The organism is Sphingomonas benefaciens (assembly GCF_052907485.1).
Window position 1 is genome coordinate 300,098 of record NZ_JBREIC010000004.1, and the last position, 25,866, is coordinate 325,963.

Below are 25,866 nucleotides of genomic sequence, written 5' to 3' on the forward strand. Positions count from 1 at the left end.
TCAACTTTATCCCGCCCGATGAGGGGCCTTTCATTCGACCATCGCCCGCCGCCCTGCTGCCGATCGACGGGCCATCGTCCACCGTCGCCGCCGCTGAACAGGCTGCCCCTGGGGACGCGACGCATGGGCGCGATCCCAATCCAGCCAAGCCCTCGTCACCGCGACGCCCAACGCTCCCGTAGATGCTTGCGTCAGGGATATCGCCGCGGCGTCCGGGGTTGGGCGTTGATGCTGCTTCGTCTTCTCGCCGCCTCCCCCCTCATGCTTGCAACCGCCGCCACGGCGCAGACCGTGCCGCTTGGCGTCAATCTCGAACGGTTCGACTATCCCGCGCTGGTCCACTGGTTCGACGCCACCTCCCAGGGGCAACCCGTCCGCATGGCCTATCTCGATTGGCCGGCGACGGGTCCGGCGAACGGCACCACCGTGGTGTTGTTGCACGGCAAGAACTTCTGCGCCGCGACGTGGGACGAGACCGCTCGGGGGCTGGCGGCCTCCGGGTACCGCGTCATCGCACCGGACCAGGTCGGTTTCTGCAAATCGTCCAAGCCGAAGGGCTATCAATACAGCTTCCACGCCATGGCGACGCTGACCGCAACGCTTCTCGATCGGGCGGGCGTCCGCAAGGTGGTCCTCGTCGGCCATTCGACCGGCGGCATTCTCGCCGCCCGTTTCGCACTGCTTCATCCCGATCGCGTCGCGCATTTGGTGCTGGTCAACCCGCTCGGCCTCAACGACTCGCTCAGCGAGGGCGTGCCCTACACCGATTTGGGTCAGCTGCGTGCCGAGGAGGCGAAGACCGACGCCGCCTCGATCAAGGCCTATCAGCTACGCAATTACTATCATGGGGTGTGGCGCCCGGCCTACGACCGCTGGGTCGCCATGCTGGCCGGCCAATATGCCAGCCCCGATGGCGACATCGTGCGGGATGCCCAGGCGCGTCTGTCGGACATGATCCAGACCCAGCCCGTCGCCGCCGAGCTGCCCCGCCTGGCGGTTCCGACCACCCTCATCATCGGCGAGCGCGACCGCACCGCCTTTCGCGCGAGCAGCGCCCCGGACGATCGGCGGGCAAATGTCCATACCGTGCCGCAAGCGGCCGAGGAGGCGGTGGGTCGCATTCCCGGCGCTCGCCTGATCCGCCTCGATGATCTCGGGCACGCGCCGCAGGTCGAGGCGCCGGCGGTGCTTCTGAATGCACTCCGCTCCACATTGGCGCCGTGACGCGGCGGGCGATCGTCATCGGATGTGCCGGCGACATCCGGTATTGGCGATATACTTGAACCACGCTTTGAGGATTGCCAAAGCTCACCAGATCATACGGCGTGATCGCCTGATCTGAAAAGTCTACCTACCGTCTGAAAGCCGCTCGGCGGAAATGCCGCCGTTGCGGAAGAAGCGCCTTGGCGCCGCGGCAAAGTCTGCCTTCCGATCGCATCATGGTTGCCAGCATGACGAAACGAAGCAGATCTCGAAGCCCGCCTCGACGTCGACCAACCGCCAGGACGAGCAGCCGAGCGACATCACCCGGTTCCCCCATGGTCGCTCACCGCCACGCGACGTCCGCGCCGCCATGCCGCAAAGGCGACGAAGGCAACGAGCATCGCGCCCAGCGGTCGCGCTCGCCCCGCCACACCTGGTCCAGAGTGTCCCGCCATCCGATTATCCCTTGAAGCCGAAGCTGCGCCGCCTGCCCCGGTCCATCCGGGCTGCTTCGCCATGGCGCTGGCCGGATAGACATGGGCAGGCGGGCGAGCATCATGACCGCTCTGCTTCGTCGCGCATATGGGCGCCCCTCCTTCCACCTGCCGTTCGAGTTCCGCGTTGAGCTCGGCGCCCAGCAGAAAGACGTAGGCGGTCAGCCATAGCCAGGTGAGGGTTACGATCACCGCGCTCAGCGAACCGTAGGTCGCCCCGTAATTGCCGAAATGCGCGACATAGAAGCCGAATGCCGCCGTCCCGGCCAGCCACAGCACCGTCGCGCCGACCGAACCCGGCGACAACCATATCCAACGGGGCTGGCGATTGTCCGGCCCGTAACGGAAGAGCACCGCCGTCGCCGTGACGACGAGCAACGCCAATGCCAGATAACCGGCAACACGTATCGCGGCCAACACGATGCCCGGCGCGTTCGGGATCAGGCCGCCCAAGAAGGTCAGCAGCATCGTCGTGCCCATTCCGAGGAAGATCATCAGCACGCCACCCGCGACGACGGCGAAGCGCAGGACATTGAGCCGGACGAAGCCGCGCGTCTCTTCCGTGTCATAGGCGACGTTCAGGCCCGTGATGATTGCCGACGACCCTTTCGTCGCGCCATACCAGGCCAGGATCGACGCGATGATCAGGCCGACCCCCTGCTTGTCCTTTGCACTCGCGGTCACGGTCAGCAGCTGATCGGTGATGATCGAGGCGGCATCGCGCGGCAGCGATGCGAAGACCGCCTCGACGTTGTGCCGTACCGTCTCGCCATCGGCGAAGAGCCCGTAGCTCAGGACGACCGCCCCAAGCGTCGGAACGATCGCCGCGAATACGTAGAAGGCGATGCCGGCGGCGATGATGCCGATATTGTCCTTGTCCATCTCCTTCCAGGTGCGCTGGAGCACCGCCAGCCACCCCTTTGCGGGCACCTGCATCGGCGAGTGCGCGCCTTCGCCGGCGCGATGATCCGAAACGCTCATGCCGCCTGCTCCGGGTCGCCGACGGCATGCTCCAGACTGGCTTCGACGGCAGCGCCCAGGCTCCCGACATAGACGTCGGCGCCCAGCGTTTGTTGTATCTCGCGGCTGGTCAGCGCCGCCTCTCCTTCCGGCCACAGGCCGACAAGGATGGGCACGTTGCCGGCCCGCGACCGGATACGACGGATGAGATAGCGCAGCTTGGATGGTGATCCGCTGATCTGCAGATAGGAGATGCACACCAGTCGCGCCCGCGACACGTCGAGGCGGTATATATTCACGCGCGAACCCGCCTCATGCGAGACACGGCTGACGCCGAACCCGCGCTTGGCCAGGAGCTGCTCCAGCATGGCGGCGACCGCATCGTCGAGCACGCCGCGGCCGGCGATGCACAGCACGCTTCCGTCGGCTTGCCAGGTGATCGGAGCCAGTGGGAGCGTGGACGGCGCGGTTTCCTGAAATCCCGCATCGCCTTCCGGCAGCGGGGTCAACGAGCTGCCACCCAATTGTGCTGGGCTCGCCGTATCATCCTGCTCCCGCAATTCATCGACCAGCACGAGCATCGAGTCGACCACCTTGGCGGCGCGCTCGTGCGTGATGGCACCCCGCTCGACGTCCGCCGCCGCCATCTTCAAGGCCGCCAGCGCCACTTCGTCATAATAGGCCGTCAGGGACCGAGTCGCGAGTTGGCTTTCCGCCTGCTCCAGCGCTTCATCGGGATCCTCGGCGAGCATGCGCTGGTAGAAACGTTCGACCGGCGTAAGTGCCGGACGATCACCGAGCAGCACGTCCAGGAACTCGAGGCTGGGGATGTGGCGCCCCAAGACGACGAGGAGCAGCGTGAGCGGCATCGACAGCACAAGCCCGACCGGACCCCATATCCACGTCCAGAAGACGGCCGCGAGCACGACCGACAAAGGTGAAAGGCCCGTGGAGTGGCCGTAAAGGAGGGGCTCGACGACATAGCCGATCAGCGGCTCCAGGATCAGGAACAGGGCCGCCACCATCAGCACGGTGGACCAGCCGGGGTCTCCGCCCGCCGCCACGACCAGAGGCAGCGCCGCTCCCAGCAAGGCGCCGATATACGGGACGAAGCGCAGCACTCCGGCGAGAATGCCCCACAGCGCGGGGACCGGCAGCCCGATCAGCCAGAGGCCGATACCCACGGTCAGCCCAAAGCTCCCGTTCACGGCGAGCTGAGACAGGAAATACCGGCTGAGACGCGCTCCGGCGTCGTCCATCGCCGCCGTCGTGCGATGCAGATCCGACGACCCGAATAGACGGATCAGGCGGTCGCGCAGATCCTCTTTCTGCATCAGAATGAAAACGGCCACCACGAGCACGATCACGAACGTCTCGAACGGCGCCACCACCGGACTGAGATAGGTGCCGACCTCTTCCAATACCGGCGTCTGCTTCTCGACCACCCGGACGATCATCGGATGAGTTCGCGTACCACGCTGGACACCCGGATCAGGCGCCGGCGCCGACATTGGGGTGGTTGGACGGAGAAACGGCAGGCGCTTGGTCAGATAGCCACTTGCGCCATCGATCTTGGTCTGGATCGTGGCGACATAGCTCGGTGCCTTGTCGGCAAGAGACGCCGCCTGGGTGCCGACCAAGGTGCCCACCCCTCCCAATATGCCCAGTGTGCCCAGCACCGCGACGAAGATCGCCAGTCCCTTCGGCATCCGCAGGCGCCTCAGCAACAGCACGATCGGCGACAGCACGAACGACAACAGGATCGCCAATGTGATCGGAACCAGGACGTCCTTTGCCAGGAACAGCCCTGCGATCACGACGACAGCCACGGCCAGACCCAGCAAACCGTCCCGGCTGGGCACCTTTGCGGCAATGACGCCGTTTGCCCGAGCCGCCTGCGCCATCCCCTTATCCATTTACGTTCCCTTCGGAATAGGCAAACTCCCGCTGGCTTGGTTCGGTCCACCCGCGTGCCGACGGACGTACAAGGGGCTTCTAACAGGCGATTGCTCGGGCGGCCGTGGACCTGCTCTCCAACCCCGCGGGTCGGACTGATCGGATAGCGGCGCCGTCGGCTCGTGCGACAATGGCGAGGAGCAGCGATATGGCCGTGGTGAGAAAAGGGCAGTCCCGCGGGAAACCCGGCGTGCACTCTTCGTTGAGCGGTGCCGGCATTCGCCGGCTGAGACGAGGATGATCCCGATGGCTGTGAAGTTTGCTGGAACGATGAATGCGATCAATCGCGGCCTGGACGCGACCAAGCCCACAAAGGGCGCCGACATGGTGGAAGATTGGGAAGCTGCGCTGGCCGACGTCGAGATTTCCGGGGCGAAGGGTATCCTCCGCGATCTCGCGTCCTTGCGCAAACAGCTCGAAAAAGGCGAGCCGGATGCTGATCGGGTTCACGCCCTGCTTCACCGCCTTGGGACCGCCACGACCAAAATCGCTGACAAGGCGGACAAGAACCAGGATAAGCTGAAGGCGCTCGGCGAGGCGCTCACCGAGGCTGGCGAGGATCAGCCTGACGAGGAAGAAGATGTCGCGGCCGCTGCCGCCCCAAAACGGGCGCGCAAAAAGGCATAAGCGTTCGGGAGCAGCGCAATGCCGCTCCCGCCGTTGCATTGCCGAAACCGTCACTCCAATCGAAAGGCCTACGTGCTATCTTCTTGCCGCCGCCGGTCATGGCGGATCATCAAGCGCATCCTGTCACGGCCGCGGATTCGGCGGCGCAATCTGACCGCTAGCACTGCCTCATGATCAGATCGGCATGCGTCACCGCCAATTCGGCCCCCACATCCGGGCGGCGTGCGCTTCGGGCGGAACGTCCGACGGCTGTCGGCTCGCTCATCCCCGACGCGATACGGTGGTAATGCGAGGCACCGAGCCGCCAGTCACCCCTGACGGCCGATACATCGTCGTTCGCGGGCGCCTGTGGCGGAAAGCCAACCCCGCGCTCGACGCGGAGGCTCGGCAAACGCTCGTCGCCGATTTGATGAAGGCGAGGCGAGCCGTGCGGGATGCCGTTCGGATCCGGGACGATATGTCCCTTCGCCAAGCGCGCCGAAGCGTCAACGACGCCAAGGTTGCCCTCGGAGAACGCGGCCCGGTTTGGTGGACGGATGGCGCACCCGACCTCAATCGGCGCCTGGCGCGCAACACCATCTATGCGGAATGGTACGCAGCCTTGCCAGAACAGCCCTGACGATCTGGCCGAGACTGCTCCCCCCTGACGAGATCAATCGCCGGTGGGAGGGGCCGCGTGAACGGGATCAGGCGCGGACACCATGCGCAGCGTCTGTTCCTGACTGTCCGGATCGATCCGCCGCGTGCGACCGATGTGCGCGACCTTGACCGCCCGGCCCGTCTGCAGTGCCTCGACAATCGCCTCGATGACCAGCAGGTCGGCGAGACCTTCTTCCCCGTCGGGTTCAGGGCTGCGCTCCTCGAGAATGCAGTCCGAGAAATATTGAAGCTCACCGCCGAACTGGTCGGTAGCCTTGAATGTCTGCTCGGTGAGCTTTTCGCCGATGCGCCGACGATGGGCCAGCCCCTGACCGAATCCGAAGGCGGGGTCCATCTGGATAGACCCTTTCGTTCCGGCGATCGTCAATTGGTCGACCTGATTGGCGTTATAGCTGACGGTGAATTGTGCGAGGCGACTACCCGGCATGCGCAGCGTGACGGCGAACGTATCGTCGAGATCGCCGAAACCGGACTCGGGATGCCGGGTCGCCACCGCCGAAACGACCTCGAGCGGCTCCGCTCCGAACAGATATCGAATGGCGTTGATCGGATAAGGCGCCATGTCGAACAGCGGTCCAGCCTCTATCCCGTTCGACGCACGATGGTTGGCGGGATCGACCATCTGCGTGAAGCAGGCGGTGAAGGCGATCAATTCGCCGAGTTCGCCGGCGCGTATCCGCCGGATCGCGTCGAGTGTCGCCGGCTCGAAGTGCAGGCGGTAAGCGGTCATCAACTGCGCCTTGCCCTTGGCCGCGGCGGCGATGATTTCGCGCGCCTTGGCGGACGACACGTCGAGCGGTTTTTCGGAAAGCACGTGAATACCCGCCTCCAGGGCCGGCACGGCAAATTCGGCATGCCGCCAATTGGGCGTAGCGAGGTAGATCGCGTCGATCTCGCCCGATGCCAACAGGGCCGGAAATTGTTCGTAGCCGTAGAGGCGCTTGACGCCGTAGCGCTTGCCAAGCTTGGTCAGCTTCTCCGGATCGCCCGACACCAGTGCGGTGATCGTCGAATTGCCGGTATGCGACACGCCGGGCATCAACGCCTCCTGCGCGATGTCGCCGAGGCCGACGACGGCATAGCGAACCTTGCGGCCGCCGAGGCCCAGTGCCGAAGCGATACTCATCCGAAGCTCCTGATCGTGATCCATGGCGCAACCGCTTCGGATGGGCAGATGGTTCCCCGCCAGGAACTCGCGATTGATCGTCCGTGCAAATCGATCAGAGCATCGCCGGCCAGGTCGGGACGCGACGGTGATACCGCGCCACCGACTTAGACAGCGACGCCGGCCCGCCCGGCCGAAGGCCGCACCGTCACCGTTGCTTCTTGGTGATCGTCGCGGTGAAATCCGGATCCTTCTTGGCGACCCAATCGACGAACTTCCGCACGTTCGGATTGTCCAGCAGGCCGGTGACGTTCATGCCATGCCGCTGCAATTCGGAATTGGTGAAATTTGCGGTCAGGGTCTGCTGGCAGATGCCATGCATCGGCACGACGTCGCGCCCGCCGCGGCTCTTGGGCACGGGATGATGCCAGACGATGATCTTGCCGGTCGGCCGTCCGCAGAGCCAGCACGGGACGGGGGCCGCCGGCGCGTCCTCGTCCTGCGGAAGGTGATCGTAGGGATCGTGTTTCGAACGTCTGGCCATGGCTCGATCTGACTGCCTCGATTGCCGCCGCCTGTAGCGAAGCGGTCTGCTGCCGCATATAGCGCGTTTGCACGCGGCAAGCCGCCGGCAGTATCCCGGAAGGGTCTCAAGGGAAAAGCAATGACGGATTCGCTCAAACCTTGGGACGCGTCGCTGGTCCGCTTATGGCTGGAGCGGCGTTTCGCCGCCTCTCGACTGGATCAGGCGGCGGCGGACAGGCGCGGCTATGAAGGCCGGGATGATTTCGACAAGGCTGCGGCCGAAGAATGGGCCTGCCGCCTGCTCAAGAACGCGGACTGCACGAATGACCAGATGACGTTTGCCGCCCGCCTGAAGGCGCTCATCGCCCAGGAGGATTATCCTGCGACGGGGATGAACGACGATGCCCGGTTCGAACGGCACGTTCGGACCTATGCGCGGAAGCTCGCCAAGATGACGAAGGCCAACGAAGGCTTCGGAAACACCTTTCGCCATCAGTAAGCGCGCGTGTCCGTGTCGGCGAGCGGCGCCGAGGGCTTCGGAGTCATGTGATCGGCCGGTAACCAGACGTAAGGAGCGACGCGCTAGGTCGGGACCACTTGTCAGGAGCCCGAATGCCGATCCTCTCCGCCACGTCCCACCGCATCAAGATCCTGATCGTGCTCGCGATCGGATTGTTCGTGGGCGCATCGCTGATCGCGAGCGGCCTCGATCGGCATGCCGATCGCCTGTTCGATCCCCTGCGGGCTATCGCCGCCCCGCGCGCGCCGAGCGGCAAGATCGTCGTCGTCGAAATGGATGAAGCCAGCGTCGCGGCGATCCGGCAATGGCCATGGCCACGCGATCACTATGCCATGGTGACCGATCGCTTGCGCCGCGCCGGCGCCGCATCGGTCACCTTCGACGTCGACCTCTCCTCGGCCAACACGCCTGCCGGCGATCGCAGCCTGGCCGCCGCCCTTGCGCGGGCGGACGGAATGGTCGCGCTGCCGACCTTTGCCCAGCAGGCCCGATCCGGCGACCGCCGTTCGATCGACGCATTGCCGCTGGCGATGTTCCGCCCGCATGTCGCCCTCGCATCGGTCAGCATGCAGCCTGATAGCGACGGTGTGGTGCGGCGCGCGCCCTTCGGCACGATCACCGCCGGCACGCCGCGTCCGTCGCTGTCGGCCTATATCGCCAAACGATCGGGCAGCGCCGACACCTTCTTTCCGATCGATTTCGGACTGAACCCGGAGCGCCTGCCGCGCCTGAGCTTCATCGATGTGCGCGACGGACGCTTCGCGCCAGATGCGGTGCGGGGGCGGGACATTTTGATCGGCGCGACCGCAATCGAAATGGGGGATCGCTACGCGACGCCCCATTGGGGCGTGGTGCCGGGCGTCATCGTTCAGGCACTCGCCGCGGAAACCCTGCTGCGAGGCGTACCGACGTTCGGCAGCGCGGCGATCCCAATCGCGCTGGCATTGCTGCTCGGGGCGCTGGCCGTCGTGCCGCGGCGTCTGGTCTCGGCATGGCTACTTGCTGCTGCCGCACCGATCGGTCTCGCCAGTCTCGCGATCGTTGCGCAATCGACCCTCGGCGTCGTCTATCCGGTGACCGCGGCGATGGCGGTGCTGGTCGTCGTCCAGGGCTTGTGGCTGATGCTGCGCCTAGCCGATCGTGCGGAGCAACAGCGCTGCATCGACGAGGATACTGGTATCGGCAACCAGCGCGCGATCATCCGCGACTTCGGGTCCGCGGTGCCCGCGCCGATCCTCGTCGCGCAAGTCGGCAATTTCGATACGGTGGTGACTCTGCTCGGCGAGCGCGCCGGGCACGACCTGATCCTGCGCCTCGCCGAGCGGTTGCGGATCGCGGCCGCCGATGCGGCCGTCTATCGGATCGGTGACCGTCTGCTGGCGATGCGCCTCGACATGTCGGCGGAGGAGCGGGTCGACTTCCAGGAAGGACTGCGTGCGCTGCTGACGCAGCCGGTCGAGATCTTGGGTCGTCGCGTCGACGCCGCTGTTCATGTCGGCATCGCCGATCAGGGACAGGGCCTGCACGACCGCCTGATCGACGCGACCCGCGCCGCCAACGAGGCCGCAGCCGAAGGCGTGTTCCGTCGCGACAGCACGGTGGACGTCGAAGCGATGGAGCGCCGCCTGGTGCTGATGGGCGAATTGGATCAAGCCATCGCCCGCGGCGAGATCGAGGTGCATTACCAACCCAAGCTCGATATCGGCACCGATCGCATCACCAGCGTCGAAGCGCTCGTGCGATGGCGGCATCCCGTACGCGGCCTGATCGGGCCCGATGCCTTCATTCCCTTTGCCGAACAGTCGGACCGCATCGGGCCGCTCACCCTGTACGTGATCGAACGCACGATGCGCGACCTCGGGCAATGGCGCGAACACGGTCTGATGCTGACCGGCGCAATCAATCTGTCGGCGACGCTGATCGCCCTGCCCGCGTTCGCGCAGGCTGTCGATACGCTGCTTGCCGGCAATATCGTATCGCCCGAACATCTGATTTTTGAAGTGACCGAATCCGCAACACTGGCCGACCCCGAACGCGCCGCGGCAACGCTACGCCGCTTCCGCGCCCAAGGCGTCGGCATATCGATGGACGATTACGGCACCGGCCAGTCGACGCTCAGCTACCTGCGCCAGCTGCCACTGACCGAACTCAAGATCGACCGCAGCTTCGTACAGCACGCTGCCCACAACCACGCCGATGCCCTGATGGTGCGATCGACCATCGCGCTCGCCCACGATCTGGGCCTCAAGGTCGTTGCGGAAGGGATCGAAGACCAGGACTGTCTCGCATTCCTGCGCACGGCAGGATGCGACATGGCGCAAGGCTATTTGATCAGTCGCCCGCTACCGGTCGATGCACTCGGAGCGCTGCTGCGGAACAGGCTCGCCGCTTAGACCCCGTCGAGCCGTCGGCTGTCCTTCGCAGCCCTTCCCGCGCGATCCGGGGCTGCCATGTGCCGGCCTGCCCCGCCAGCCGGGGTGCAATGGACACGATCGCATGGCGGGGAAGCCGCCGGTCTCCTTCCGGAAAGCAAGCCTGTCGCAATAGCCTCGTGGGAGTGCGGGGAGGCTCATGACGAGGGGGTCGGCTGGCGTATCGCTGATGAGGGAAGTGGATTCCAGCGCGCGACACCGTCGGGTCAGGTGTCGGGCAGCTCGAGGGCTTCCGAGACCTGCTCGGCGGTCAGGGCTGCGTCGCACGAAAGCGCCGACCCCAAATGACGTCACATGACGCGAGCGCTGTGGCGCCTGACGGAACAATCGCACCTGCGCCACCTCCCCGACGCGCGGCGCGGCGCGGCGCGGCGCGGCGCGGCGCGCATATGTACGCACGTGCCCGACGCAGAAAGGTTCAGGCGATGGGCCCGCTCGGTCGCTTCCGTCAGCGTGACTTCGGCCGGCAAGAAGTCCCGTCGCGTCGCGATCGAAGTTGATGCACGGCGCGCCTCCGGATTCATTTCCTCCAGAGTAGCAGATGCACCCTAAACCTTGATCTTCTTCAGGATGCCATCAGCGGCAGTACCGGCATCCTTGGCCGCTTTTGCCGCGGCATCCGCGGCCGCCTTTGCTGCATCCTCGGCGGCCTTCTGTGCGGCCGTCGCGATATCGGCTTGCTGCTTCGCGGCATCGGCCGCTGCTTTCGCGGCTACCTGCGCCGCGTCCTTCGCGGCCTTTTCTGCGTCCTTGGCCGCTTTATCCTTGGCCATTTGATCCGCATCCTCGGCCGCTTTCGCGGCATCGGCGGCGGCCTTCTGCGCCGCTTGATCGGAGGCAGCTTTCGCTGCTTCCTTGGCGGCCTTGTCAGCGGCCGCCTGCGCGACCTGGGCGTTGGCCTTCTCCGCCGCTGCCGCCGCGTCGCTCGCAGCTTGCGCCGCTTGCGCAGCGGCTGCCCGCGCCGCGTCATCCGCATTGGCCTGGGCGGCTGCCTTGGCCGCATCGTCCGCCATCTTCGCGGCTCGTGCCGCATCGGCCTGTGCCTGCGCGAGCATGGTCGTCTTTGCCGCAGCATCGGCTTCCGCCTTCGCGGCTGCCGCAGCGGCGTCTGCTGCCGCTTGCGCAGCAGCATTGGCCTGAGCGGCGGCGGCGGCTTTGGCGGCATCGCTCTGCGCCTTGTCGGCGGCGGCCTGTGCCGCCACGCTGGCGGCTTGCTGAGCCGCCGCCGCTGCATCCATGCTCGACTGCTCGGCGATCCGTTTCGCTTCGGCGGCTGCAGCTGCGCTTTCGGCCTGCCGTGCCGCGGCCTCGGCAGCCTCGTGTTGCCGGGCAGTCGCGGCGGCGGTGGCCTCCGCCAGTTCGACCGTCTTGGTGGTGCTGGTGGTCGCCTCGGTGGCGATCTTCGTCGCCGTCGCGACGGCCGCGATATCTGCCGCGCCACCGATATTGCCCGATACCAACCCGTTCGTCGTCTTGCTGAGCGAGACAGGCGCTTCATACACCGACGTCATGATGGCGCCGGCGGCGGAGGGGGCAACGGCAACCGCGGGCGACGCCGTAGCGCCAGTGCCACTTTCCGCAGGAGCATCCGTCCCCGCCGGCGCGGAAATCGCCGGACCAGCCGTGCTGCCGGACGCAGGTTGAGCCGGAGACTGAATGGTGCGACGCGTGCCTCCCGACTGGATCTGCAACTGGAAGACGTTGCTCGAGCCGATGAAGGCAACGGATCCTGGCCGCACAAGCTCATGGGCGCCGCCGTCCCCGGTGGCGACGTCCACCGCGCCTTCCAGCACTTGCACGGACGATCCTTGTGGGGTCACGCCGACGCTGAAGGTCGTGCCTTTGACGACGGCGGCCAGATACGGCGTCTTGACCTCGAAATGCGGCGCCATCTTCTTCTTGATCATGAAGACGACGTTGCCGAATTCCTGGAAGACCTGGGTAAGCCCGCCAGCATTGGCTTCGACCGGCAGGCGCAGCTGCGACGCGGGGGCGACCATCATGAATTCCGTACCGCGGACCAATACAGCGCGGGCGCCGGTTCCGGTGGTGACGACGTCGCCCGGGGCCACGGCAGCGCCACGAAAAGCGACCTTGGTGATCCCGGCATGGGAGATGCGCACCGCGCCGCTCGATTCGCTGATCGTCCATCCCGGCTCTTGCGCAAGAGCCATCGTCGAACATCCAGCGGCCAGTATCGCCAGCGTGCGCTTCAGCATTTCGTCCCCTTTTTGACGCGCGCCGTATGACGCGACCATATCGCTTGCATGACAACGACTTAGGACGGGGTTCGCAGACGAAGTTAACGTCGCGAAAGGGCTAACTAACCATTTGCAAACGCTTGCTCGCTACCGCTGGGCCGTCACCAGAGGAAACAAGATGCGCCGCATTTCATGTTGGGCGTCGATCGCCATCGGCACCACGAGTATCGCCATGCCGGCCGTCGCGCAGGTTCGCCTGGATCGGGCTGACCCGACGATCGTCGAACGGGCCTTGCCGGATCAGGCTGCAACCCCAAGGCCGTCGTCCACGGCGGTGACGGTGGCGCCCAATGCGGGATCTTCGGCAAGCCAGGCGCCGTTACCAGCCCCGCGCGCGATTATTGTCGTTGGCAACGAGGCGGTCGCTACGGAGGCCTTCGCGCCGGCCCTGTTGCCGTTCCTGGGGCGAGCCCTGTCTTCCGAGGACCTCTCCGCCTTGGCCGGGGCGGTCGCTTCCATCGCACGGGACGAGGGTTATCCCTTCGCCAGCGCGACGATCCAGCCACAGACCACGGCCGACGGGCTGTTGCGCGTCACACTGGACGAAGGTCGAATCTCGGCGGTGCGCGTGATTGGCGCTGTCAACCCGGTGGCTGATAAGCTTCTGACCGACGCGCTTGTCACGGCCTCGCCCGTTCGACGGAGCACGTTGGAGCGCGCGATCCTTCTGGTCGGCGACATTGCGGGCGTCACCGTGAAGGAGACGCGTTATGTCAGGCAGGACGGTTTCGGCATCCTGTTGGTCACGATCGCGCAGGCCCGTACGGCCGCCTATGTGCAGATTGACAATCGCGGGTCGAGGGAGATCGGTCCGTTGCGCGCGACGGCACTGGCCAGCGTGCGTGGGGTCGCGCAAAGCGGCGACGAACTGAGGCTCCTTGCCGCCACGACGCCAACCGATCCACAAGAATTTGGCTTCTTACGCGCGGCGTATACCGCGCCCGTCGATATGCGCGGAAGCTCGCTTTCCGTATCGGCATCGGGAGGTCGCGCGCGACCGGGCGGCTTTCTGAAACCGCTTGACGTCGTCGGCGACAGCATCGACGTCGCGATCGCTTTCAACACGCCGTTGCAGCGCAGCCGAGATCGCAGCGTCTGGGCGAACGTCGAACTGCGCGCCCTGAAGACCGACCAGTCCTTGCTCGGCAGCATGTTGCGCGACGATCGGATCGTCACCTTGACGGGTTCCCTTGTCGGCACGGCCCGTCTCGGCGGAGGCATCCTGAACGGCACCGTCGCGATGGTTGGCGGCTTACCGCTGGCCGGGGTGACGCAAGAGGGGGATCGCCTGGCATCCCGCCCCGATGGCGACGCGCGTTTCGCGGCGTGGAACTATGCCATCGACTGGACGACGCCATTGCCGGGGCCGTTCGCCCTGTCGCTGGCCTCGACCGGACAGGTGGCATCGCGTCCCCTGCTCGCCACGGCCGAGATCGGGGTCGGCGGCCCGGGGTTCGGCCGAGCCTATGATTACGCCGAGCGGACCGGGGATGACGGCGTCCTCGCATCCGCAGAGTTACGCACAAACTTCGGCCACATCCCCGGTGCGATCGACAGGGTGATGCTCTACGGCTTTGTCGACGGCGGTTATGTCCACAATCTCCGCGGCGGCTTGGGAGGCGGCTCCCTGCTCTCGACGGGAACCGGGGCGCGGCTGGGCAACGGCCGGTTGGACGGCATCGTCGAAATCGCCTTCCCGTTGAACGAGGACCGCTTCGATACCGGCACCCGCAGTCCCCGGGTCTCGTTTCGCCTCGCCCGCAGCTTCTAGCGGCAACGCTCAGCGCGCATCACTTGCCCGCCTCCGGCGGCTCGGCACTCTGCCCGAGCCGCCTTCAGCCGCGTACGTAGAAGAGGTGCGTGTCGACCTTGGCGACTTTGATCATCGTGTCACGCCAATATGGCACCATCCAGTCCGCGTGATAATGCGTGGCGCGGCCCACATCGGCGAAGACCCTTCCCGCCAAGGCTCTCGTCGCGTTTCGTCGCGCCGCAGACCAGCCGAAATGCTTGGTGCGTCGCCGGATCGACCCGTCGCACGTGAACGAGAACTGGCAGCCTGACGTACGATCGAACCCCTGATAGACGACGCCGCAAATCGTTTTCGGAAAACCGGGTGCGCGCGCGCGGTTGAGAATGACCTGGATGACCGCCCGTTGCCCGCGCGGGTCGTCCCCCACTTCGTAGAGGGCGGCCGTGGCTAGGCAGTCGACCGCCTGCGCGCGTTCGGCAGGTCCGCCACGGAACCGGTAGGGGGCGGCCGTGACGCGCGCCTTGGTGACGATGGGGACCTCAGCATTCGACGCCCGGGCCTCCGCCATCGTCATCTGTCTCGCGCGCTGCGATTTCGGCTCGAAGGCGGCGGGATTGAAAAAGCTGCTCGCGACGGCCAGCGCCGCTGCGACCATGATCAGCAACAGCCATCGATCGGCCACCGCATCACGCTTCACCGGGCGGCGTCTGACGCTGGATGAGGTTCGCTCGGATGCCATCACCAACATGCTAGCGCATATAGCGGCGTGAAGCAGCGACTAACGCGCTTGCTGCGCAATCAGCACGAGCCTGCGCATGCCTTTCGCCTTCGACGCCTTCTGACGAGTCCACCAACGCCGCATCGCATCGAGGCCGGCACCCTGCGGGCCGCGGCCGGCGGGTTCAGATATCCAGGCCGACGAAGATGGCCTTCGTCCGGCCGCGATCCTGTGCCACCTCGAACGCCTCGTTGATACGGTCGAGCGGGAATCGGTGTGTGATCAGCTCCTGCGTTTTCAGCACCCCCCGCGTCACCAGATCGAGCGCTTCGACCTGTTCGGCATGAATGTCGTGGAAGGCGAAGCTGGCGCTCGGGATCAGCGTGATTTCGGACATCTGGATACGCTGCCATTCCAGCGGGATGGCGGTCGCCCTCGCATCGAAGCCCCCGACGATGACGACCTTGCCGCCGCGCCGCGCCAGCCGCGTGGCGAGGGGCGAAGTCTCGGGCATGGATTCGCCGCCGGCGCATTCGAACACGATGTCGGCACCCCGATCGTCGGTCAGCCCCAGGATCACGTCTTCGGCCTTCTCCTGATCCGATCGCACGGTGCGATCCGAGCCGAGCCGTGCGGCCAGGGTGAGGGCGTGCGGCATCTTGTCGATGATCGTCACGGTCGCTCCACTGGCCTTGGCGAGCATCAACTGGCCCAGCCCGATCGGTCCTGCCCCGATGATCGCCACGCGCGACCCGATGCTCAGACCCGACAGATGCTGGGCATGCAGCGCCACTGCATAGGTGTCGAGCAGCGCCGCGTCGTCGAAGCCGACCCTGTCGGGTAACGGATGGAACTTGTGCTGCGGCCCGACGACATATTCGGCATAGGCGCGCGAGACGCTGGCGCGCCGGGTCGGATAGAGGTCCGGACAGCGGTTGTATTGCTGCACCCGGCACCAAGCGCAGTGGCCGCAGCCGAGCACGGATTCGATCAGCCCCCGGTCGCCGACCGCGACCCGCGTCACGGCCTCCCCGATTTCGATCACCTCGCCCGCCAGTTCATGGCCCATGATGCAGCAGTGCAGTTCCTCCTCCGCCTTTTCCCAATGGCGCAGGTCAGTGCCGCAAATCCCCGCCATCCGCACCCGCGCCTTGACCCAATCGTCCGCGGGCAAGCGCGGCTCCTCGACCTCGGCGATCTCGAAACGGCCATCGGCGGTCTTGCGGGCGGCTTTCACGGCATGTCTCCCGAATGAGCGGCAGGCGGCGGACTCGCCATCGTCGCCAGGCAAACCAGCGAAACCCGGGATGGTGGCACGGCAAGCAGACTAATAGTCTTAAATCTCAACGACATGGATCAAGGTCTATGGGTGCAGATGGCAACCCGCATCGTACACCGGGCGTTGCCCCGCCTCGCATGCCCCTGGACCCGCAAGCCGAATTGACCACCACCGACCGTGAGCGCGGATTGCGGCTGCTCGTCGTCGAGGCGGGATTCTCGGGCGGGGCGGCCGCACTCACGAGCGGGGTGATCCTGACCGCCTTCGCGCTTCATCTGGGGGCGTCGAACGTGATGGTCGGCATCCTCGCCGCGATGCCGTTCCTGGCGCAACTGCTGCAATTGCCCGCCATCCAGCTGGTCGAGCGTTGGCGTCGACGCAAGAAGATCGCCGTGCTGTCCAGCCTAGTCGGCCGGACGATGCTGGCGGTGATGGCGGTGCTCGCCTTCTTCAGCGGGACGGCGACGCTGCTGATCTTCCTGGCGGCGCAGATGCTGTTGTGCGGTCTGGGTGCGGTCGGCGGTTGCGCATGGAACACGTGGATGCGCGATCTTGCACCCGACGATCGGCTGGGCGACGTCTTTGCCCGGCGGACCGTCCGGCTGACCGCGATCAGCCTGATCCTGGGTCTGGTCGCTGCGCTGGCGCTCGACCGGACAACCGCCGGTTCCCCGGCCCGTGACATGGTGTTTGCGGCGATGTTCGCGACCGGTTGCGTCACCGGCCTGATCAGCGCGCGGATCGTCGCGATGATGCCGGAACCGCTGATGCCGCCGGCCAGGGGCGCCGTCGCGTTGCGCGCCTTGCTGGCGCAACCGCTGCGAGACCGGAATTTCCGCCGCTTGCTCGTCTTCGTGGGCAGCTGGCAATTCGCGATCAATCTCGCGACGCCTTTCTTCACCGTCTTCATCGTCCGGCAATTGCATTTCGCCGTCAGCTTCGTGCTGCTGCTCAGCGTCGCCAGCCAGATAGCCAACATCCTCGCGCTTCGCCTCTGGGGGCGGCTCAGCGACCGGTTCGCCAACAAGTCGGTCCTGGCAGTGTCCGCCCCCGCCTACATCCTGGCCATCGTCGCGATGATCGGCGCGTCGCAGCTGGGCGATCGGGGCGCGGTCAAGCTGTGGCTGATCGGGCTCCACCTCGTGATGGGCGCGACTATCGCGGGCGTGACACTGGCGAGCACCAATATTGCGTTGAAGCTGTCGCCCAAGGGGTCCGCCACCGCCTATGTCGCCGCCAATGCCATGACCACCGCCATCGCGGCCGGAATCGCACCGATCCTGGGCGGCTTGCTCGCCCAGTTCTTCGCCGCACGCCAGTTCGAGCTGGTGGCGCGATGGCGCAGCCCGAACGGCATCTTCACCCTGCCGATCGTGCTGACCGCCTGGGACTTCTATTTCCTGCTTGCCGGGCTGATCGGCCTCTATGCCATCCACCGCCTCTCGCTGGTGCGCGAGCATGGGGAGATCGAGCGGCGGGCGATGGTCGGGCAGGTGCTGAACGAAACGCGGCGCAGTATCCGCAACATATCCTCGGTTGCGGGCCTGCGCGCCGCGACCGATCTGCCCGCGACTCTGTTGCGTGATGCCCGCACGCGGATCCGGCTGAAACGGGCTCGATCGGCGCGCACGGCACGAATGCACTGACCCAGTTTAAACACCGCCCCTTTTCCCGGAACTGCGCGCTTTATCAGGGGATTAGAGGTCAACCGCGTCATCCTTTCGGAGTTTCTCATGCCCCGAACAGCGACGGCCGAAGCGCCGCCCGCGATCAGCCCCCATCTGCTCGACCTGAGCGAACTGCTGCGGGACGAGCCGGCGCCGCTGGTCGATTTCACCGCCGGCGACCTGATGATCCGGCTGCACCGGACCGCCACGTCGGTGTTCGCGATCGTCCGGCGTCGAGCCAGCGCGGGCGGGGTGGCGGTCCGCGCCGCCTTCCTGCCGACCAGCTTCGACTGCGCGGTGCTGCCGCCGGAACCGGGGGAAGTCGCCAGGCTCCGGCTGAGCAGCGCCATGGGTGAGCATATCGTGTCCTGCCGCGCCGATCGGCTGGCCGTGGAGCGCCTGCGCATCGCGACGCACTTCATCCCTGCCCGGCCGATGGTCATGCCCCCCGCCCCGCGCGACCTCTATCCTTTCGGCGCCGGCGACGACCCCTTGCGCGCACAGGGGGTGGTCGAGGCGACGCAACGCGGGCTGAACACCGGCCTCGTGTATTTCCGGATCGACGCCCCCGCCTTCGGCAACGTCCTCTACGTCCAGAATTTTACGGCATTGAACGGCTATTTCCAAGCGACCGGCACCGTGCCCCGCGAAGCCGTCGGGGGCAGTTGGCCCGAACTCGGCTATGCCCTGCCCCTCTCCGATGCGAAGGCCGATCCCGCCGAGGTTGCGCTGCCGGCCGGCGAGTGCGTGACGCTATCCGACACGATCCTGGTCTTCCACCACCACGCCCCCGCGCACGAACGCGAGACTGCCCGCCAATTCGTCCAGATGCTGGGCAGCGCCTATGACCTGATCGAGCCGCCGCCGGTCGCCTATCGCGACTGGATCGACCGCGCCGAACGGGCGGCACGCGACCTGGACGAAGCGCCCGACGCGACGATCCGCCACTACGGCCACCGCTACGTCCATCCCTATACCGGGGCAGAATATCCGGACGTCATGGTGCAGATGTCGGTGATCGCCGCGCTTCACCGATGGGGTCGCTGGCGGGGCGAGCCGCACCCGCTCGAAGCGACGTTCAAGGCGGGACTGCCGCGCTTTTTCGATGAGGAACTCGGCACGCTCCGCCGCTATCTGCCCAACGTCGGCAAGGACAAGAACGCCGATGCGATCGACAGCTGGTATCTCTACCACCCGATGCTGAACCTCGGCACGCTGGCACTGGACGGCGACGCGCCCGCACGCGACTTGTTCCTGAAGGCGATCCCCTATGGCGTGAAGGCCGCCCGGCATTTCGACTATCGATGGCCGATCGAATATGACGTCACCGACTTTTCGATCATCACCAAGGAGGCGCCGGTCGACGGCCGCGGGCAGACCGATGTCGGCGGCATCTACGCCTGGGTGATGCTGCAGGCGTTCCAGCTGACCAACGACAAGACCTATCTCGACGAAGCGCTTGCCGCGATCGATGCCGCGATCGGGCTGGGCTTCAACCTCAATTATCAGGCCAATCTGACCGCCTGGGGCGCCGCGGCCTGTATGCGGCTGTGGCGGATCACCAATCGCGATGTCTATCGCGAGCAGAGCTACGTCTATCTCGCCAGCTTCCTGCACAATGCGGTGATCTGGGAAAGCCAGATCGGCCATGCCGCCCATTACGAGACGTTCCTGGCGGTGACGTGTCTTCAGGATGCACCGTACATGGCGATGTATGAATGTTTCGACAGCTTTGTCGCGTTCGAACAATATCTGAATGACGGCGGTCCCGACCTGGACCCGAAGGCGCGGATGCTGATCGGCGAATATTGCCGTTACGCCCTGTCGCGGGCCTGGTATTATTATCCGGACGCGCTGCCGCCCGATGCGATCGCCGAGCATCAGCGCGACGCCAACGGCCATGTCGAACGCGCGCTCTCCTTCCCGCTGGAAGACCTGTATCCGGATGGCCAGCCGGCCGGCCAGGTCGGACAGGAGGTCTATGGCGCAGGCGCGGCGTTCATCTTCGCCACCAGCGCCTTTCATCCCGTCGAGGGCGCGCCCTTCCGGCTCTATTGCGACATGCTGGCGCGCGCGGTCGAGCGGGTCGGCGACCATACGCTCTCCATCCTGCTCGACGGGGGCGAGACGCACACCGCTTGGCTGCGCCTCGTCCGACTGAAACGGCGCACGTTGACCGAAAGCCGCGTCACCACCGCGGATGGCGAAGCGATCAGCCCCGAGGCGGTCGGTGCGGACCGCATCGACTTTCGCGTACCGGCGCACGGGCGCCTGATTGTGAGCTGGGAATAGCTGATGACCAATAGCCCCACCCTCCTGCCCGGCCGCCGCGTCCTGCTGACCGGTGGCACCACCGGCATCGGCCTTGCCACGCTGAAAGCGCTGGCGGCCGAGGGCGCCCGCGTGCTGACCTTCGGGCGGCATAAGGACGCGCTGGATGCGGCGCTGGCCGGGATCGACGGCGATGTCGCCGGCATCGTCGAGGATGCCGCGACCCGCGAGGGCATCGACCGGGTCTTCGCCGCCGTCGATGACCGGCTGGGCGGCATCGACATGCTGGTCGCCTGCGCCGCGATTGGTGCGCAGCCCATCCATGAGATGGCGGACGACGACTGGCGCTATGTCATCGAAGCCAATCTGACCGGCTATCTCGCCTGCGCCCGCGCCGCGATCCTGCGCATGCAGCAACAGGGCGGCGGCCATCTGCTGTTCGTCGGATCGATCAGCACCGAGATCAAGGCGGCGGGCGAAAGCGTCTATGCCGCAACCAAGGCGGGCATCCAGGCTTTTGCCGAGACGCTGCGCAAAGAGGTCGCCGACATGCGCATCCGGGTCAGCGTGATCCAGCCCGGATCGGTCGACACAGAGATGCAGGAATGCAGCGCGGAGGAAAAGCAGGCGGCGATCGCCGAGGGGCGCATGTTGCCGGCCGAGGATGTCGCCGATGCGATCCTGTTCGTGCTGAGCCGCTCGCCTGCCTGCGACGTCGTCAATCTGCGGATCGAGCCGCTGATCCAGAAGACCGCCTAGACCGATGCCGCCAGCGGCGACGGGGATCAGCATGACCGGCTGAGATCACCTCGGGTGATGCGCTGCGGCGGCGGATTAGCCGGACAGGCTTACGCTGACTTGAGCGAGCCGTAGCGTCGCTGGCCCGCCTGCCCGTCGCCCGCCTTCCGATCTCGCGGTGCCCCGGCCGCCTGTTTTGATTGCGGACTTCGCCTATACCGGCTATTGGCCTGTCCAATTGGACAGAGTAGCCAGAAAATCCTGTGCCGTTTAGCGCCGCCATTGGGAGAGATCGCCTTGCGCCATGCCTTGCTGTGTCCTCCTCGTTTTCGGAGGATGGGCTCGCCATGCTGATGACGCAGACGATGCGCTGGTTCGGGCCGGCGGACCCTGTGCCGCTCGCGGCGATCCGGCAGGCGGGCGCGAGCGAGGTGGTGACCGCCTTGCACGACATCCCCAATGGCGAGGTCTGGCCCCGCGCGGCGATCGCGGCGCGCCGTGCGATGGTCGAGGCGGCCGGGCTGCGCTGGACGGTGGTGGAGAGCCTGCCCGTCGACGATGCGATCAAGACCCGCGGCCCGGCGTGGGAACCGCGTATCGACGCCTACCGGCAGAGCCTCACCAACCTCGCGGCGGAAGGCATCCGCGTCGTCACCTACAATTTCATGCCGCTGCTCGACTGGACGCGGACGGATCTCGCCTATCAGTTGGACGACGGCGCGCTTGCGCTGCGGTTCGATTGGGATGCGGTCGCCGCCTACGACCTGCACATCCTGCGCCGCCAGGGCGCCGAGGCAGATTACGACGATCGTCGACGCGATGCCGCCGCGCGCCTCTTCGCCGCGCTCGACCAGGACGGGCGGCGGCGGCTGGAGGCGACGATCCTCGCCGGTCTGCCCGGTAGCGAGGACAGCTTCACCTCGGATCGCTTCCGCGCCGCGATCGATGGCTACGCCGGGATCGATGCGGACACGTTGCACGCGCATCATGTCGCGTTCCTCGAGGCGGTGTGCCCGCATGCCGACGCATTGGGCATTCGGCTGGTCGTCCACCCCGACGACCCGCCCTACCCGATGTTCGGCCTGCCGCGCATCGTCAGCACGGAAGCCGACCTGGACCTACTGTTCACCCGCGTGCCGAATGCGTCGAATGGCCTATGCTTCTGCACCGGATCGCTGGGCGTGCGCAGCGACAACGATCTGCCCGGCATGATTGATCGCCTGGGCTCGCGCATCGGGTTTCTGCACCTGCGATCGGTGCAGCGCGAACCCGACGGCGGCTTTTATGAAGCGGCCCATCTGGAGGGCGATGCCGGCATGCCGGCGATCGTCGCCGCCGTGCACCGGCTGTCGCAAGCCGAAGGGCGCAGCATTCCGATGCGACCGGACCACGGCCATCAGATGCTCGACGACCTCGGCCGGGCGTGCAACCCCGGCTATTCGCTGATCGGGCGGATGCGCGGCCTTGCCGAGCTGCGCGGTCTGGAACGTGGTATCGCCCATGCGAGCGGCGCCGCATGAGGGCGGTGCTGGCGGTCGCGCTGGCCCTCGCCGCGCAGGACCGCGGGCCGCAGGTCCAGCCAGTGCAAGTCGACCCGTCACGGCCCGACTGGGAGAGTCCGGCGGTGTTCGCGCGCGGCAAGCTGCCCGCGCACGCCACCGGCTTTCCGTTCGAGGATCGGGCCAAGGCGCTGGCCGGCGTGATGGGGCGGTCGCGCCGTTTCCTCTCGCTTGACGGCCGATGGAAGTTCGCGCTGTCGCCCGATGCCGACAATACACCCGTCGGTTTCGAACAGCCCGGCTATGACGTTTCGGACTGGAAGGACATCAAGGTCCCGGCCGACTGGCAGGCGGAAGGGTTCGACCAGGCACGCTACAACAACATTACCTACCCCTTTCCCGCCAACCGCCCGCTGATCCCGCATGCGATCAACCCAGTCGGATCGTACAGGCGCGACATCGACGTACCGGCTGGCTGGCAGGGCAGCGCGATCATCCTCCACATCGGCGCGGCGGGATCGGCCTATGACGTCTGGGTCAACGGCCGGAAGGTCGGCTATTCGGAAGATTCCAAGCTGCCAAGCGAGTTCGACGTCAGCCGCTTCGTGAGGCCGGGCCGCAACACGGTGGCGATCCAGATCCACCGCTGGTCCGACGGCAGCTATCTGGAGGATCAGGATTTCTGGCGCGTGTCGGGGATCGAGCGCTCGGTCTATTTGATCGCGGCGCCGCAGGCGCGGATCGTCGACAGCCGGGTGCGGGCCTCGCTGTCGGACGACGGCCGCGACGGCCTGCTCGACCTCGCGCTCACCGCCACCGCGGCGGCGAACGGGCTGACCGTGACGACCGAGCTGCGCGACGGCGACCGGCTGCTGCTGCAACAGCGTCGCCCGGTCGTAGACGGCACCGTGCAGATGCGCGCGACCCTGCCGGGCATCCGGCCGTGGAGCGCGGAGACGCCGAGCCTCTATACCCTGCTCGTCGAACTGCGCGACGCGCGCGGGGCGATCGTGCAGGCGACCGCGCAGCGCATCGGCTTTCGCACCGTCGCGATCCGCGGCGGCCTGGTCACCGTCAACGGCAGGCCGATCACGATCCGCGGCGTCAACCGCCACGAACATGATCCCGAAACCTTCCACGTCATTTCCGAAGCCTCGATGCGGCGCGACATCGAGCTGATGAAGCGCAACAACATCAACGCGATCCGCACGTCCCATTACCCCAATGACGAACGGCTCTACGCGCTGGCCGACGAATATGGCCTCTATGTGATGGACGAGGCGAACGTCGAGAGCCACGGCTACATGGTCAATGCGCGTCAGACCGGCATCGATCGCGACAAGGTGGAGATCGGCCGCGATCCCGCCTGGCGCGCGGCGCAGGTCAGCCGCATCGTCAACATGGTCGAGCGCGACAAGAACCATCCGTCGATCATCTTCTGGTCGCTGGGCAATGAATCCGGCAACGGCGCCAATTTCGAGGCGGCGGCCGCCGCCGCGCGGCGGATCGATCCGACGCGGCTGATCTCCTTCCTCGGCTGGTCGCAGCTGCAGGATCATCGCCCCAACGCCTTCGCCGACATTTATGCGCCGATGTACGACAGCGCCCCCAAGATGGTCGATTATGCGCGCCACACCGAATTCGCGCAGCCGATGATCCAGTCCGAATATGCGCACATGATGGGCAATTCGGGTGGCAACCTGACCGAGTATTGGCAGGCGATCTACGCGCATCCCGACCGGTTGCAGGGCGGCTTCATCTGGGACTGGGTGGACCAGTCGATGTACCGCTATACCGCCGACGGGCGGCGCTATTGGGGCGACGGCGCCAGCTACGGCCCCAATCCCGGTGGCGAGATCGAGTTCGGCGACGGGCTGCTCCAGTCCGACCGCACCCCCAATCCGCATCTGTTCGAGGTGCGCAAGGTCTATGCGCCTGTGCAGTTCGCCGCAGTCGATGCGGCACAGGGCCGGTTTACCGTCATCAACCGCCACGATTTCCGGGACCTCTCGGGCTTCACCTTCGACTGGACGGTGACCGCCGGTGGCGTGGCGGTGGCGCATGGCAACGGACCGGTGCTGCGCACGGCGGCGCGGAGCCGCGAGGCATTCGTGCTGCCGATCGCGCATCTGTCGCGTAAACCGGGCGTCGAATATCTGGTGACGGTATGCGCGCGGGCAAAGGCGGGAACGATCCCCGCGGTGCCAGCGGGCTATGTCGTCGGGTGGGAGCAATTCGCGCTGACGCCGCCCGCGGCGCTGCCAACCGCTGCGCAGGGGGCCGTCACCGCGCGCGAGACGGCGGCGGCGATCACGCTGGCGGCCGGCGGCGCGACGCTCGACATCGACCGGCGCACGGGCGAGATCGTCCGCTACGCGCAGGGCGCGCGCGATCTGCTGACGGGCGGCACGCCCAATTTCACGCGCGCGCTGACCGACAACGACATCGGCACGCGTCCGGCGGCGGATAATGCGCTGTGGGACGGTATGTCGCGCACGCGCCGGACGGAAGCGGTGGTGCTGACCCGGACCGCCGACGGCGGTGCCGACGTCACCGTGCGCCAGACGATGGGCGACGGCGCGGTGCGCTTCGTCACCCGCTATCGGATGACGTCAAACGGCGCCGTCGATGTCGAGGGCAGCTTCACGCCGCTACACGCCAACCTGCCCGACCCGCTGCGCATCGGCTTCGCCTATCGCCTGCCGCAGACGTATCGCACGGTGGAATGGTACGGCCGCGGTCCGCACGAAAGCTATCAGGACCGCAAGAGCGGCGCCGCGATCGGCCTGTGGCGCGGCGCGATTGCCGCGCAGCATCACGATTACATCCGGCCGCAGGAGACGGGCAACAAGGTCGATGTCCGCTGGATGGAGCTGACGGGCACCGGCGTCGCGGGTCTGCGTATCGCGGGCGAACAGCCGCTGTCGGCGAACGTCCTCGCCTTCCCCTATAACAATCTCGCGCGCCGCGCGCCGGGAACCTGGCACAGCAGCGACATCCGCCCGCACGGCGAGGTCTCGCTGCTCGTCGATGCGATCCAGTCCGGCGTCGGCGGCGACACGCAGTGGAACGCCGACGGCCGGCCGCTGCCCCGCTATCGCATCCCCGTCGCCCCGCGGCGCTTCGCCTTCCGCCTGACGCCGTTCGCGGGCGCCGGCACCGCTGTCGCCGCCGCAGCCCCTGCCCGCGCCGAATAAG

19 protein-coding genes are annotated in these 25,866 nt (G+C 66.5%); 12 read left to right on the forward strand and 7 right to left on the reverse strand.

The genetic code is table 11. The features are described 5' to 3' along the window. Positions 1-228 precede the first annotated feature (228 nt). The gene (locus tag ACU5AX_RS14790; RefSeq protein WP_446691567.1) at positions 229-1,224 is read left to right on the forward strand and encodes an alpha/beta fold hydrolase; all 996 of its coding nucleotides are present in this window, start codon (positions 229-231) and stop codon (positions 1,222-1,224) included. 299 nt (positions 1,225-1,523) lie between these two features. On the opposite strand, the gene ACU5AX_RS14795 is transcribed toward ACU5AX_RS14790, so the two are convergent. Beyond that, positions 1,524-2,678: a YihY/virulence factor BrkB family protein gene (locus ACU5AX_RS14795; protein ID WP_446691568.1), complete on the reverse strand. Its 1,155-nt coding sequence runs from the start codon at positions 2,676-2,678 to the stop codon at positions 1,524-1,526. Continuing rightward, entirely contained in the window at positions 2,675-4,573 is a 1,899-nt protein-coding gene (locus ACU5AX_RS14800) for an AI-2E family transporter (RefSeq protein WP_446691569.1), read from the reverse strand. The genes ACU5AX_RS14795 and ACU5AX_RS14800 overlap by 4 nt, the downstream gene beginning before the upstream one ends. A gap of 286 nt (positions 4,574-4,859) precedes the next feature. On the opposite strand from ACU5AX_RS14800, the gene ACU5AX_RS14805 reads away from it, so the two are divergent. Both ACU5AX_RS14805 and ACU5AX_RS14810 read left to right on the forward strand, forming a co-directional pair. Then, a complete protein-coding gene (locus tag ACU5AX_RS14805; RefSeq protein WP_446691570.1) occupies positions 4,860-5,240 on the forward strand; it encodes a hypothetical protein in 381 nt (126 codons plus the stop codon). A gap of 286 nt (positions 5,241-5,526) precedes the next feature. Next, entirely contained in the window at positions 5,527-5,859 is a 333-nt protein-coding gene (locus tag ACU5AX_RS14810; protein ID WP_446691571.1) for a hypothetical protein, read from the forward strand. A 33-nt stretch (positions 5,860-5,892) separates the two neighbouring features. On the opposite strand, the gene ACU5AX_RS14815 is transcribed toward ACU5AX_RS14810, so the two are convergent. Both ACU5AX_RS14815 and ACU5AX_RS14820 read right to left on the reverse strand, forming a co-directional pair. Then, the gene (locus ACU5AX_RS14815) at positions 5,893-7,026 is read right to left on the reverse strand and encodes a Gfo/Idh/MocA family protein (protein ID WP_446691572.1); all 1,134 of its coding nucleotides are present in this window, start codon (positions 7,024-7,026) and stop codon (positions 5,893-5,895) included. A 187-nt stretch (positions 7,027-7,213) separates the two neighbouring features. Next, positions 7,214-7,549 (reverse strand): hypothetical protein, encoded by a 336-nt coding sequence (locus ACU5AX_RS14820; protein ID WP_446691573.1) that lies wholly within the window; start codon positions 7,547-7,549, stop codon positions 7,214-7,216. Between the two features lie 120 nt (positions 7,550-7,669). On the opposite strand from ACU5AX_RS14820, the gene ACU5AX_RS14825 reads away from it, so the two are divergent. The 3 genes from ACU5AX_RS14825 to ACU5AX_RS14835 all read left to right on the forward strand — a co-directional run bounded on the left by ACU5AX_RS14825 (position 7,670) and on the right by ACU5AX_RS14835 (position 11,034). After that, positions 7,670-8,029, forward strand: coding sequence for a hypothetical protein (locus ACU5AX_RS14825; protein WP_446691574.1), 360 nt, complete (start codon positions 7,670-7,672; stop codon positions 8,027-8,029). Positions 8,030-8,142: 113 nt separating this feature from the next. Next, a complete protein-coding gene (locus ACU5AX_RS14830) occupies positions 8,143-10,443 on the forward strand; it encodes a putative bifunctional diguanylate cyclase/phosphodiesterase (RefSeq protein WP_446691575.1) in 2,301 nt (766 codons plus the stop codon). A 333-nt stretch (positions 10,444-10,776) separates the two neighbouring features. Next, a complete protein-coding gene (locus ACU5AX_RS14835; protein ID WP_446691576.1) occupies positions 10,777-11,034 on the forward strand; it encodes a hypothetical protein in 258 nt (85 codons plus the stop codon). Here ACU5AX_RS14835 and ACU5AX_RS14840 read toward each other — a convergent pair. Beyond that, positions 11,031-12,701: a FecR domain-containing protein gene (locus ACU5AX_RS14840; protein ID WP_446691577.1), complete on the reverse strand. Its 1,671-nt coding sequence runs from the start codon at positions 12,699-12,701 to the stop codon at positions 11,031-11,033. The two genes, ACU5AX_RS14835 and ACU5AX_RS14840, sit on opposite strands and share 4 nt — an antisense overlap. A 160-nt stretch (positions 12,702-12,861) precedes the next feature. Between ACU5AX_RS14840 and ACU5AX_RS14845 the strand changes: the two genes are divergently transcribed. After that, a complete protein-coding gene (locus ACU5AX_RS14845) occupies positions 12,862-14,514 on the forward strand; it encodes a ShlB/FhaC/HecB family hemolysin secretion/activation protein (protein ID WP_446691578.1) in 1,653 nt (550 codons plus the stop codon). Between the two features lie 64 nt (positions 14,515-14,578). Here ACU5AX_RS14845 and ACU5AX_RS14850 read toward each other — a convergent pair whose 3' ends face one another. Continuing rightward, positions 14,579-15,244 (reverse strand): cell wall hydrolase, encoded by a 666-nt coding sequence (locus tag ACU5AX_RS14850; protein ID WP_446691579.1) that lies wholly within the window; start codon positions 15,242-15,244, stop codon positions 14,579-14,581. Between the two features lie 154 nt (positions 15,245-15,398). After that, the gene (locus ACU5AX_RS14855; RefSeq protein ID WP_446691580.1) at positions 15,399-16,451 is read right to left on the reverse strand and encodes a zinc-dependent alcohol dehydrogenase; all 1,053 of its coding nucleotides are present in this window, start codon (positions 16,449-16,451) and stop codon (positions 15,399-15,401) included. Positions 16,452-16,630: 179 nt separating this feature from the next. Here ACU5AX_RS14855 and ACU5AX_RS14860 point away from each other — a divergent pair, with 179 nt between their 5' ends. The 5 genes from ACU5AX_RS14860 to ACU5AX_RS14880 all read left to right on the forward strand — a co-directional run bounded on the left by ACU5AX_RS14860 (position 16,631) and on the right by ACU5AX_RS14880 (position 25,865). After that, entirely contained in the window at positions 16,631-18,139 is a 1,509-nt protein-coding gene (locus ACU5AX_RS14860; RefSeq protein WP_446691581.1) for an MFS transporter, read from the forward strand. Between the two features lie 87 nt (positions 18,140-18,226). Next, positions 18,227-20,452 (forward strand): hypothetical protein, encoded by a 2,226-nt coding sequence (locus ACU5AX_RS14865; RefSeq protein ID WP_446691582.1) that lies wholly within the window; start codon positions 18,227-18,229, stop codon positions 20,450-20,452. A gap of 3 nt (positions 20,453-20,455) precedes the next feature. Further along, entirely contained in the window at positions 20,456-21,190 is a 735-nt protein-coding gene (locus tag ACU5AX_RS14870; protein WP_446691583.1) for an SDR family oxidoreductase, read from the forward strand. A gap of 326 nt (positions 21,191-21,516) precedes the next feature. Continuing rightward, complete coding sequence (uxuA, locus tag ACU5AX_RS14875) at positions 21,517-22,689, forward strand: mannonate dehydratase (RefSeq protein ID WP_446691584.1); 1,173 nt, start codon at positions 21,517-21,519, stop codon at positions 22,687-22,689. Then, a complete protein-coding gene (locus ACU5AX_RS14880; protein ID WP_446691585.1) occupies positions 22,686-25,865 on the forward strand; it encodes a glycoside hydrolase family 2 TIM barrel-domain containing protein in 3,180 nt (1,059 codons plus the stop codon). Before uxuA ends, ACU5AX_RS14880 begins: the two co-directional genes overlap by 4 nt. Position 25,866 lies beyond the last annotated feature (1 nt).